General features: G+C 70.7%; 10 protein-coding genes. 4 read left to right on the top strand and 6 right to left on the bottom strand.

Annotation, left to right across the window (positions count from 1 at the left end; translation table 11 throughout):
• Positions 1-62: 62 nt before the first annotated feature.
• Complete coding sequence (locus tag NV263_RS11685; protein ID WP_263252950.1) at positions 63-1,487, bottom strand: non-oxidative hydroxyarylic acid decarboxylases subunit C; 1,425 nt, start codon at positions 1,485-1,487, stop codon at positions 63-65.
• Between the two features lie 189 nt (positions 1,488-1,676).
• Here NV263_RS11685 and NV263_RS11680 point away from each other — a divergent pair, with 189 nt between their 5' ends.
• Positions 1,677-2,549 (top strand): helix-turn-helix domain-containing protein, encoded by an 873-nt coding sequence (locus NV263_RS11680; RefSeq protein WP_263252949.1) that lies wholly within the window; start codon positions 1,677-1,679, stop codon positions 2,547-2,549.
• A 157-nt stretch (positions 2,550-2,706) separates the two neighbouring features.
• Positions 2,707-3,354 carry a UbiX family flavin prenyltransferase gene (locus NV263_RS11675; protein WP_263252947.1) on the top strand — a complete coding sequence of 216 codons (648 nt, stop codon included), beginning with the start codon at positions 2,707-2,709 and terminating at the stop codon, positions 3,352-3,354.
• A 176-nt stretch (positions 3,355-3,530) separates the two neighbouring features.
• Here NV263_RS11675 and NV263_RS30795 read toward each other — a convergent pair whose 3' ends face one another.
• The 5 genes from NV263_RS30795 to NV263_RS11650 form a co-directional block, all read right to left on the bottom strand.
• Positions 3,531-3,836: a hypothetical protein gene (locus tag NV263_RS30795; protein ID WP_263252946.1), complete on the bottom strand. Its 306-nt coding sequence runs from the start codon at positions 3,834-3,836 to the stop codon at positions 3,531-3,533.
• A gap of 8 nt (positions 3,837-3,844) precedes the next feature.
• Positions 3,845-6,175, bottom strand: a complete 2,331-nt coding sequence (locus NV263_RS11665) for an alkaline phosphatase family protein (protein WP_263252944.1) — start codon at positions 6,173-6,175, stop codon at positions 3,845-3,847.
• A gap of 125 nt (positions 6,176-6,300) precedes the next feature.
• Positions 6,301-7,650: an ABC transporter permease gene (locus tag NV263_RS11660; RefSeq protein ID WP_263252943.1), complete on the bottom strand. Its 1,350-nt coding sequence runs from the start codon at positions 7,648-7,650 to the stop codon at positions 6,301-6,303.
• Positions 7,647-8,582 carry an ABC transporter ATP-binding protein gene (locus NV263_RS11655; RefSeq protein WP_263252942.1) on the bottom strand — a complete coding sequence of 312 codons (936 nt, stop codon included), beginning with the start codon at positions 8,580-8,582 and terminating at the stop codon, positions 7,647-7,649. The genes NV263_RS11660 and NV263_RS11655 overlap by 4 nt, the downstream gene beginning before the upstream one ends.
• A gap of 288 nt (positions 8,583-8,870) precedes the next feature.
• Positions 8,871-10,139, bottom strand: coding sequence for a lytic transglycosylase domain-containing protein (locus NV263_RS11650; protein WP_263254164.1), 1,269 nt, complete (start codon positions 10,137-10,139; stop codon positions 8,871-8,873).
• A 219-nt stretch (positions 10,140-10,358) separates the two neighbouring features.
• Between NV263_RS11650 and NV263_RS11645 the strand changes: the two genes are divergently transcribed.
• Together NV263_RS11645 and NV263_RS11640 are read left to right on the top strand one after the other, a co-directional pair.
• The gene (locus NV263_RS11645; RefSeq protein ID WP_263252941.1) at positions 10,359-10,913 is read left to right on the top strand and encodes a PadR family transcriptional regulator; all 555 of its coding nucleotides are present in this window, start codon (positions 10,359-10,361) and stop codon (positions 10,911-10,913) included.
• 20 nt (positions 10,914-10,933) lie between these two features.
• Positions 10,934-11,860 (top strand): alkaline phosphatase family protein, encoded by a 927-nt coding sequence (locus NV263_RS11640; protein WP_263252939.1) that lies wholly within the window; start codon positions 10,934-10,936, stop codon positions 11,858-11,860.
• The last annotated feature ends 20 nt before the right edge of the window (positions 11,861-11,880 follow it).

Genomic DNA, 11,880 nt, shown 5'->3' with positions numbered 1-11,880 from the left:
GGCGCGGCCGGGCGACGGGTTCTCTCGGCGTTCATCGGGTTCCTCCCTTCTGGCAAGGGTTTTCAGCGCACCGCGAGCAGCGAGCGCAGGCGCTCGGCCCACGCCGGGGTCTCCGGCAGGTCCTTGGTGGGGGTGCCGAAGTTGCCGCGCACGTCGGGTGGCACCGGGGTCGTCGCGTCGACGATCATCTTGCTGGTGATGCCCGCCGGGTGGGAGGCCGGAGCCAGTTCCACCACCGACAGGTTCGGCAGGACCACCACGTCCTCGGCCGGGTTGACCTTCGCCGACTGCGCCCACATCACCTGCGGCAGGTCGAACGGGTCCACGTCCTCGTCGACCAGAATGACCTGGCTGACGTAGCCGAGTCCGTGCGGTGTGGTCATCGCCCGCATGCCGACGGCCTTGGCGAACCCGCCGTAGCGCTTCGCGGTGGAGATGATCACCAGCAGCCCGTGGGTGTACATCGCGTTCACGGCGCGCACCTCGGGGAACTCCGCGCGCAGCTGCTTGAGCAGCGGCACGCAGGTGTTCGGCCCCACCAGGTAGTCGCACTCGGTCCACGGCATTCCCAGGTACAACGACTCGAAGATCGGGTTGCTGCGGAAGGAGATCCGGTCGATGCGCACCACCGGCATCCGACGCCCGCCGGAGTAGTGCCCGGTGAACTCCCCGAACGGCCCCTCGATCTGCCGCACCCGCGATTCGATGCGGCCCTCGATCACCACTTCCGATCCCCACGGCACGTCCAAGCCGGTCAGCGGTGCGGTGGCGATGGGCATCGGCGCGCCGCGCAGCGCACCGGCCATCTCGTATTCGGACTGGTCGTAGGCCATCGGCATGCCCGCCACGATCGGCACCACCGGGTCGTTGCCCAGCGTGATGGCCACCGGGAGGTCTTCCCCGCGTTCCTCGGCCTTGCGCAGGTGCTGGGCGATGTCGTGCATCGGAACCGGTTGCAGCGCAAGGCGATCCCGGCCGATGACCTCGATGCGGTAGGTGCCCAGGTTCTGCCGGCCGAAGTCCTCCGGTGCGTCCGGGTCGCGGGAGACCACGGCGGCCTTGTCCAAGTAGAACCCGCCGTCACCGTCGTTGAGCCGGAACAGCGGGAGCACGTCGAACAGGTCGATGTCCGCGCCGGTGACCGCGTTCTCCCGCCACGGCGCGTCCTCCCGCCGCTGCGGTGTGACGGGGAAGTCGTCCCAGCGGCGGGCGAACTCCTCGACCTGTTCACGGGTGGGGGTCTCCTTGGGCAACCCCAGGGCGAGCGCGTGGTTGCGCCACGAACCGTGCACGTTCATCACGATCCGCGCGTCGGTGAAGCCCGTGACCCGGTCGAACCACAGCGCGGGCGCGCCCTCCCCGATGCGCCCGGCGGCGTTGGCCGCCGCGGCCAGGTCGGGCTCGGGCGCCACCTCGTCGGGGATGCGCAGCAGCTGTCCCTCCTGCTCCAGCGCGTGCAGGAACGACCGGAGGTCGTCGTAAGCCATGGTCTCCTCCTGGAAATCGAGGGGAATGCCGAGCACGCGGCCCCGCAGTCCCGGCTCCGCGAGTCGCGCGCTTCTCCTTTTCGGTCATCCAAGGTCCGACTCCCCCACGCTAAGCGCCGATACCGCTGGCAACCGGGTACGCTGGCGACAAGGCATGGGAAGAATCGGACAAGAACGGTTGCATGCGCGATGGCGGACATCACCGACGTCTCCTACCGGCCGGGGCTGAGCACGCCGATCGGGATGGACGTGGTGGACTTCGCCGAGCTGCGCGAACGGGGCAGGCGGCGGGAGATCGATCTGGCCACCCCGCAGCGACCGGACTTCCACCACCTCATCCACGTCGCCGCGGACGCCGAACCGCTGCCGCACGCGGTGGACTTCGCCACCCACGTCATCGAGCCGGGCGGCTGGCTGTGGGTGCGGCCGGGCCAGGTCCACCAGTACGCGGCCGAGCCGGGCGGCGCGCTGCACCGCTCGCGCGGAGTGATCGTGATCTGGCGCCCGGGTTTCGTGGCCGTCGATCCACCGCTCGGCGAGCCCCCGGTGCTGCCGACCGGTCCCACCGCCGACCTGGTCGACCAGGCCCGTCGGCACCTGCTCGCCGAGTACGACGAGCTGGGCACCCTGACGTTGGAGGCCCACAACAAGGTGTTGCGCGCGCTGTTGGCGGTCCTGCTGCTGCGCCTGGCCCACGCCGGCCCGGAGCCGTCGACGGCGGCACCGCCGGACGGGCCCTTCGAACGGTTCCGCGCCGCCGTCGAACGCGACTTCACCCGCACCCACCGCGTCGCCGACTACGCCGCCGCCCTGGGCTACAGCACCCGGACCCTCACCCGTGCCGCGCTGGCCGCCTCCGGCACCACGGCCAAGGCCCACCTCGACGCCCGCATCGTGCTGGAGGCCAAACGGCTCCTGGTGCACACCGACGCCACCTCCGCCGACGTCGCCCGCCTGCTGGGTTTCCGGAACCCCGGCGATTTCAACAAGTTCTTCCGCAAGCACGACGGCCGGACCCCACTCGCCTTCCGCGCCGAGGCGCGCGGCACCGCGCGGCCGTGAAACCCCGCTCGACCGCGGCGGTGTCGAAGCGGACCCCGCGCACGAGCTCCGGACGGTCGATGACACCGCGCTTTTGCGATCAAGTACCGCGCTTGCTCTGCTCGTCCCAGCGCGGCCGGGTGCCGACCGGCCGCCGTGGACCGATTGGGATGAGCAGATGGCGGAGCAGCGGAATATCACGTTGGCGGTGACCGGTGCGGGCGGCACCCGGATGGCGCGGTTCGTCCTGCAGGCCCTGGTCCAGGACGACAGGGTCGGGCAGGTCGACCTGATGGTCTCGCAGGCGGGCCGCCAGTTGATCGCGCACGAGACCGGCCGGGACGCCGCCGGTACTGCTGCCGATCTCGTGCTGGGCGGGCGCCCCACGGCGGGCAAGGTCGTGGCCTGGGACCCGGATGATCTGGCCGGCGGGCCCACGTCCGGGAGCTACCCGTCCTGGGGCATGTTGATCGTGCCCTGTGCGCTGGGAGTGGCCGGGCGGATCGCGAACGGCACGGCGAACACCCTCATCGAGCGGGCCGCCGACGTGGCGATGAAGGAACGGCGACCGCTGGTGCTGTGCGTGCGCGAGACCCCCTTCAACCTCATCCACCTGCGCAACCTCACGCAGGTGGCCGAAGCGGGCGCCACCGTGTACCCGATGATCCCCACCTTCTACAACATCCCCCAGACCGTGGACCAGTTCTACGAGGAGTTCACCGTCCGGCTGCTGGGCTTCATCGGTCTGCACCAGCAGCAGACGGCCTACTACACCTACACCGGCACCGAGTCACCCGCCCATCACGACCGGGCGGGCGATTCCTGAACCGCCGCAGTCGAACGAGTGGCACGTTCCCCGGGGCGAACGTCCGTGAGCTGCGCAGACGCGATGCTCAGCCGGACGGGAGGGCAACGCCCCGGTCGCCCTCGACGATGGCACGAGCAGCGGGCTTGGCCGACGTGGAGCCGGCCAAGCCCTCTTGGTGCGGTGGTCGACCCGCGTCAGCCGTCGGAATCCGAGGAGGGGATGTAGGCACCCGGCACATCGGCCGGTGCGTAGATCTTGTTCTCACCCGGGTAGGGCTGCGTCCACCCGTGCGTCTGGTACCACGTGAAGTGGTCCATCTGCACGGGGTTCGCGGAGTCGGGCTTGGCGTTCGGTCCGGACAGGTGTTGCTGCGCCAGCCACTGGTCCCACTGCGCCGCCACCTGCTGCTCGTCCGCCGGCACCGGCTGCGACGACACGGTCGCGGCAGCGGTGTTCTGCGGCGCGGGGGTGTCCGCACCGCAGGGAGGCGGGGTCTTCAAGCCATCGGTCAGCGAGACCCGGTTGGGCTGCGCGGTGAACGGCGCGAGATCGGGCGTCGGGGTGAACGCCCCCGCATCGGGCTGGCCGCGCTGTCCTTCTGGTTCATCGGGCGGATCCCGAGGATCTGCTCGATGGTCCGGATCATCGTGATCTGGGAGTAGTAGTGGTTGTCGACGGCGCCGTGCTTGGCCCAGGGGCTGATGATCTGGATCGGGGCGCGGTGGCCGTCGACGTGGTCGAGCCCGGCCTGGGAGTCGTCCTCGACGACGAAGATCGCCGAGTCCTTCCAGTACGGGCTGTGGGAGATCTCGTCAACGATCTTGCCGGTGGCGAGGTCGTTGTCCGCGACCTGGGCGGTCGGGCTCGCCGGGCCACCGGTGTGGTCGTTGGACAGCCAGAGCATGTTCAGGTTCGCCGGACCGTTCTTCTCGAAGTCCTGCTTCCAGATCTGGTACTTGTAGATGTCCGGGACGTTGAGGTCGAACATCGGGAAGCCGGGCACCGACACCTTGTTGAGCGAGGGGATCGCCGAGCCCGTTTGGATCGGGTAGGCGGTCGGCTGCCCGGTCGCTTCCATGTTCTTGGTGTCGCAGTAGTAGTTCTGCCAGGTGGCGCCGGCCGGCTTCTTCTCGATCGACTGGAACTCGCCGAAGTCCTTGACGGACTTGCCAGCCGCCTGCGCACCGGTCCAGATGAAGCCGGATCGCTGGTGGCCGAGCGCGTCGTCCTCGGTGTCGTAGCTGCGCTTGTACTCACCGGCCGAGGACTCGGTGTACTCCGGGTTGTCGGCCTGCATCAGCCAGTTGTGGCCCTCGGCGGAGTTCGTGCCGATGTCGTAGGTGTTGTCGTACAGCCCGAACTGCCGAGCGAGCGCGTGCTGGTTCGGCGTCACGTTCTCACCGAACTGCGCCAGCGCCGGGTTGCCGTTGCCCTGCGGCATGTCGCCGTAGAGCTGGTCGTAGGTCCGGTTCTCCTTGACGATCAGGAAGACGTGCTTGATCGTCGAGGGATCGCCGAGCTTCACCGGGACCGGCATCGGCGGCACGTTGCCGTTGCCCGCGGGGGCCGCGGGAGCGCCGTTCCAGCCGTTCTGGCTGAAGACCTTGCCCGTCTGGGCCTTGATGGTCCGGTCGTCCGGCAGCGTGAAGCGCTGCAGGCTCGACGTCGTGTCGTGGGTGCCGTGACCGGCCTTGTCGGCGGGGCGCCGGGCGTCGATGCCACGGGTGTTGGAGACCAGCACGTCGTTGCCCGAGCTGGTGATCTCCGCGGGGAAGTAGTCCGTCGGGAGCAGGCCGACGTAGCCGGCCGGCTCCAGCGGGTTCGCGTAGCGGTAGACGGCGACCGCGTTGGCGCGCCCGAGCGTCACCAGCAGGTGACCGTCGTCGGTGAGCGTCACCGCGTTGGGCTCGTAGCCGACCGACGCTTCCGGCCACGGCTGGGTGGCGATGGTCTGGACGACCTTGTTCTTGCCGGTGTCGATGACCGAGACGTCGTTGCTGGCGGTGTTGGTGACGAACAGCGCCCCGTTCTTGGCGTACAGCGCGGTCGGGTGCAGCCCGACGTCGATGCTCGCCGGCGCCGCGGCCGGGTTCGCCAGGTCGATGACGCTGACCGTGCCGGTGGTGGTGGCGCCGGTGTTCGGGTCGGCCGGGACCTGGGTGTTGTAGGAGTTCATCGTGGACTCGCCGGGCTTCGCCGCACGCCCACCCTCGTTGCTGACGTACAGCTTCGAGCCGACCTGGACCAGGTCACGCGGGGCGTTGCCCACGGTCCAGCTCTGCTTGATGGCCCCGGTCCCCGCGTCGAGGGCGACCACCCGGTTCTGGCCGTTCACGGCGGAGTACACCGTGGAGCCATCGGGCGAGAACACCGCCTGTCCCACGAGCGCGTGCTTGGGCCCGTCCGCAGGAATCGACACGAACGTCGGGTTGGCGACGGTGCCGTCCGGGTTCACGGTGAACTTGCGGTAGCCGTCGATCTGGCCCAGCCACAGCGACTTGCCATCGGGCGAGTACGTCGGCCCTTCCTGACCCACGTCGTTGCCGGGGATGCGCAGGTTCGCCGCGGCGCTGTTGCCGACGAGCTGCTGCACCCTCCAGTTCTTGAGGTCCACGATGGACATCGCCATCCCGCCGTCGGTCAGCGATGCCGCGAGGTGTTTGCCGTCCGGGCTCACCGTGGACGACATGATCTTGCCGTCGTTGATGACCAGGCGGTTGCCGTACGGGGCGATGTACTGGTCGTCGGAGACGACCTGACCCTGCGCGGTGGTCTGGCCCACCTGGTCGGTTCCGAACTGCTCCGTCTGGGCGAAACCGATGCCGGTGCCCGCGACCACGACGACAGCGGTGGTGCTGGCCGTGACCAGGGTTGTCCGGCGGCCGACGCGGCGCCCGAGAAGGCCGGAACGGTCCTTCGCGGCACTCCGCCTGCGGCGTCTTACCTGCATTCTGGGTTGTCCCTTCACGAGGCGGGCAGCAGTTCGACGTTGCCGTCGAACTGCCAGAGCGGGTTCGGCGCGTCCCCGGCCGGGGTGCGCACCTGGAAGTAGCCGTTCACTTCCTTCGGACCGTCGCCGTCGGCGACGAACCGCCCGTCTGCGGTGACGTCGAGCTGGTAGATGGCCGTCCCCACGGCCTCGACGTCGGGGAGGTGCCAGGAGACGACGCACCGCCAGTCGTCGCCCGCCCCCCGCGGGGCGGCCTGGCCGCCGCCCTTGTTGCACGCCGCCGTGGCCCGCAACTGCGCCTCGGTGACGTCGGGTCGGTGCAGCTGGTGGGTCTGCAGCCGGTAGAGGTGCGCGAATGCGGTGGCGACCGAGCTCTGCACCTCGTCCTGCTCGATCCCGGACCCCGTGGCTCCGGTCGCCGGGGTCACGACCGCGGTGGTGACGGCGAACAGCCCGACGAGCGGCAGCAGGCCGACGGTGATCGCGCGGCGCCCGGACCCGTCGTGCGCGTGGTTCGTGAAATCCCGCCGCACGAAGAGCAGGTAGGCCAAGGCGGTCGCCACTACCGTCCACATCAGACTGACGGCGATGCCGACCAGGAGCGGCCCGAGTTGCGCCGGGATGGTGAACAGACCGTTCCACGCGATGAAGGCGTAGCTGGGCAGGGCGAGGCGCACCGCGACGGGCACCGGCAGCAGCTGGACCAGCTGCATGACCAGGGCGACGACGATGGGCAGCAGCAGTCCCATCGGGGACCGTCCCCATGCGACGGACCCGAGCAGTCCGATCGAGGCCAGGGCGAAGGTCGGTGCGAGCACGCACATCCACGCGAGCAGTACGTTCCCGGCGGCATCCGTCGGCGCCAGCAGGTGGCCGTCGAGCCCCACCAGCTCCCGATCGCCCACCGCCACGAGCCCGCCGACCGCGCTGGAAACGGCCAGCCCGGCCACGATCACCAGGAGCACGACGAGGCTGGCCAGCACCTTCGCGACGAAGATCCGCCGCGGCGAACGAACCGCCACCAGCAGGTGCCGCCAGGTGCCGAGCCGGTCTTCGGAAGCGAACACGTCACCGGCCACCAGCGAGGTCACCAGCGGCAGCGCGTAGGTGCCCGCGAAACCGAGCACCACCAGCGGTCCGGCCCACCCCGTGGCGTTCATCCACCGACCGAAGAGCGTGTCGACCGGTAGCGAGCTCTGCTGGCCCACCCCGGCAACGAACAGCGCCGGCGCGACCCAGCTGGCGAGCACCAACAACCGGACCCGCCACTGCGAGAGCAGCTTGACCAGCTCGAAGCGGCAGCAGCGGACCACCGGAACGGGGCGGGTCCCGGCAACGGGGACATCGGCGAAGGTCGCGATCATCGACTGGACTCCTGCTGCTCGGTGAGGGCGAGGAACGCGGCCTCAAGCGGGGACACCACCGGCGCCAGCTCACGCACCGCGACGCCGGCCTGCACGAGCCGCACCACCAGCTCGTCGAGGGCGGGAAGCATCGCGCGCACCACCAGGACCTCCTGTCGTGCCCCGGCGTCGTCGACGACGGCGATGCCGGCCGTGTCGGTGGCCAGCCGGCGGGCCGCCTCCGGGTCGGAAGTGCGGAGCCGGTAGTCGAGTCCGCGGTCCTCCGCGGCGAGCTCGCTCGGCGAGCCGGAGAAGACGACGCGACCGGTGGCGATGATGGTGACCTCGGAGCACAGCGCGTCGACGTCGTCCATGCGGTGGCTCGAAAGCACGACGGAGGTTCCGCCGTCCGCGAGGTGGGTCAGCACGCCGTGCACGTGTTGCTTTCCCGCCGGATCCAGGCCGTTGGACGGCTCGTCGAGCACCAGCAGGCGGGGCTTGGTCAGCAGGGCCGCGGCGAGCCCGAGGCGTTGGCGCATGCCGAGGGAGAAGCCGCGGACCAGCTCATCGGCGACATCGGTGAGCCCGACCTGGCCGAGCACGTCTTCGACGCCGGCCGTTGCCGAGTCGCGGCCGCGAAGTGCGGCCAGCGCCGCCAGGTTCTGCTTGGCCGTGAGCGAGGGGTAGAGGCCGGGACCGTCGACGAAACCCGCGACGGCATCGGGAGCGGCGAGCGCGCGCCCGACCGGCCTACCGAGGATGTCGAGACTGCCGCTGTCGGCGACGGCCAAGCCCAGCAGCAGCCCGAGCAAGGTCGTCTTGCCTGCACCGTTCGGCCCGACCAACCCGTGGATCCGCCCCGGTGCCACATCCAGATCGATGCCGTCGAGCGCGACGACATCGCCGAAACACTTGGTGATCCCACGAGCCCGCACCGCGAGCGTTCCGTCCATGGTCCCCTTCCTCCGTGACAGATGAGGAACATAAGCAGCGCTGGCGGCCCGGGCGGGGACGCCGGCTGAACCTTCGGGAAACGGTGGACGACCGGAAGCCACCAGATCACCGGCCGGCCACTCGCGAACTCCCCTCGGTGTCCTCTGCGGACGGACGGGTGGTGGCGCGGTGGGCGATCCCGCCCGATGCGGCGGAGTTTCGACCGCGCACCGGCCCCGCGCCGGTATGGCCCGGCCACAGCCGTCCGGATCGGAAGCCGTGGCACGCCCCACCCGCCCGGCGCGCGCTCAGGCGGTCGGTGTGGGCGAGGTCGTCGTCTCGGGCGTGGGCGGGCTCGACGTCCTCGGGGGCGGTGCCGAGCTGGTCGGAGGCGGTGGAGGCGGCGGCTGGGTCGTTGCCGGGGGCGGCGGTGGCGGTTGACGCGTCGACGGTGCCGGAGGCGGCGTGGTCCGAGCGGGTGCTGGTGCTGGAGCCGGCGCCGGAGCAGGCGCTGGCGCGGGAGCAGGTGCTGGGGCCGGGCGAGGAGCCGGCCGCGGCGGTGCCGGCGCGGCCGCGGCGGGAGCGGGGCCCGGTCCGGGAGCGGGGCCCGGTCCGGGAGCGGGGCCCGGTCCGGGAGCGGGGCCCGGTCCGGGAGCGGGTGCTCCTGGCACCGCAGCGGTCGCGGGCGGTGCGGCTGCTGCCGTGATGGGAGCACCGGCAGGCATCGACGCCAGGGAAACGGCGTCGTCGGGCGCTCCCGGCGGCGCACCCGCCGTGGCCACCACCCCGCGCGCGTAGGCATCAGCCCACGCCAGCACCGCCCGCACGTACGCCTCGGACGGGTTGTAGCGGAAGATCGCGGCTGCCAGCCGGCGGCGGTCGCGCAGGTCGCCCCCGCCGGCGCACAGGTACCGGCCGGTCGTCAAAGCCGCGTCGAAGACGTTGTTCGGGTCGGCGCCGGCGGGCGCGTACGCGCGCCACGTGCTCGGGATGAACTGCATCGGGCCCACCGCGCGGTCCCACACCACGTCGCCGTCCAGACGTCCGCCGTCGGTGTCGGCGATCGCCGCGATTCCCGGCCCACCGGACAGTCGCGGCCCCAGGATCGGGGTGAACGTCCTGCCCGCCGCGTCGACCCGCCCCGAGCGGGCGTGGTTGGACTCGATGCGGCCGATGCCCGCCAACACCGACCAGTGCAGACCGCACCCCGGATTCGTGCGGGCCAACGTCTGCTCCGCGCGCTGGTAGGCGGCCAGCACGACACCGGGGATCCCGAGCGTTCCCGCGGGAGTCCGCGCCAGCGGGCCGGCGTTGCGCGCGATGTCGCCTTCGCCGCGCAGATCCGCGAAGAACTCCGGGCTGAGCTGGTCGGTGGGCAGGTGCCCGTCCGCCCCGACGCCGTCGGGCGGTTCGGGCCCGTTCGGCGCCGCGGGGACATGCGGGCGCACCGCGCCGACATCGCCGATGTCGAGCGGGGAATCGCCCCGCATCGCCAACACCGGCACCAGCGCCACCAGCATCCCGGTCGTCACGGCGGTGAACCGCTCACCCCGGCTCGACCGGTGCTCCGGCTCCATCGGTGCCAAAGCCCCACACCTCCCAGCTCGAAAACACCGATCGAGCACCCTCACCGGACGCGGAAGATCGGAAACCACATCCGGTTGTCGTCACGGTGAACACTTCGCAACGGCTCACCACACGGCCGACCGCCGGAGAAGGTTGACCAACCATTCCACAAGTGTCATGGTATTCCGCACGTCACAGGGACGCGTTCGGCCGCGGTGAGGGGGTGGGGCGTGAGGCTCGAACACCTCCTGCTCGGCGTGCTGCTGCAACGGGCGAGCACCGGCTACGACCTCAAGAAGTACTTGGACACCTTCGGCCGGTTCCTGCGTTCCAACACGCAGATGAGCCAGGTGTACCGCTCGCTGTCCACGATGGAGCGGGACGGCTGGGTCGAGCACGAGGTCGAGCCGCGCCCGGGTGCGCGCGACGCCAAGCGCTACTACGTCGCCGAGGCCGGCGCGACGGTGTTCCTGGACTGGCTCAAGGGCCCGTACCAGCCACCGACCCGGTTCCAGGACTCGGAGTTGTGGGGTCGGCTCAGCTTCGCCGGTTTCCTGTCCACGCAGGAGGTCATCGCCCTACTCGACACCGAGATCTCCACCCGGCGCGCGGAGATCGCCCGGTTCCGCCACCGCGACCGCAGCCGGGACCGCGCCCCCGAGTTGCCGTTCGACGCCGAACTGGCGGACCTGGTCGGCGAGTGGGAGCACCGCACCGGTGCCGCGGCGATCGATGCGCACGTCGCGGCCTGCGAACGGTTGCGCGAGCAGTTGCTCGCGCGCTGAAACCTTCCCTTGGAGGACCCATGCGGGCGATCATGCTCATGTTCGACAGCCTCAACCGGCACATGCTCCCGCCGTACGGCGGAACCTTCGTGCAGGCGCCGAACTTCCAGCGACTGGCGCGGCGCAGCGTGGTGTTCGACAACTTCCGCGCGGGTTCGCTGCCGTGCATCCCCGCCCGCCGCGAGCTGCACACCACACCGGACATCCAGGGACACGACCTGGCGCAGATCCTCGACCATGACGGCGAAATCCGCTCGGGGGCGTTGTTCGACATCCACGGTGGACACGTCAACGTTACCGACGGCCGGTACGTTTACATGCGCTCCTGCACGGGTCCGGCCAACGCGCCGCTGGAGGAGCACACGCTGATGCCCACGCACATGCGCAGCCGGTTCGACCCGGACGAACTCGCCGAATGGCAGCCGTGCGAACCGTTCTCGTTCACCAAGGGACTGCGCACCATGCGCATCCCCACCAGCGCGGGCTGGCTGAGCTCGTGGCGGCACGGCACGCTGCTGTTCGACCTGCGGGAAGACGCGCACCAGCAGCAGCCGCTGGACGACCCGGACGTCGAGCTGCGGATGCTGCACCTGCTGACGTCGCTGCTCCGGGAATCGGACGCGCCGACGAGCCAATTCGAGCGGCTGGACCTCCCCCACGACCGCGCCCCCGGTCCCGAACACCTGCTCGTCGCCGAGCACGCCGCACGCGCCGCCGAGATCGCCGAGCCGCTGCCGCGCGAGCAGGACCTGCCCCCGGCGGCCACCACCCCGGTGGGCGAGCTGCTGGGCAACAACGCGGCTCGGGCGGCGCTGGAACGCCACCTGCCCGAAATCTGCCGCACCGAGACGCTCGGCCTGCCACCGACCACGACGCTGCTCGACCTGGCCAGGCACGCCGTGATCTCCGCCGCGACGCTGCGCGCGCTCGCCGACGAACTCGGCTGAACATCCCACCGGATCCTGAC

The sequence above is a fragment of the Saccharopolyspora rosea genome (assembly GCF_025643595.1).
Lineage (GTDB): Bacteria > Actinomycetota > Actinomycetes > Mycobacteriales > Pseudonocardiaceae > Saccharopolyspora > Saccharopolyspora rosea.
Note: the sequence above shows the minus strand (reverse complement) of the source record. Positions and strands in the feature narration are given on the sequence as shown.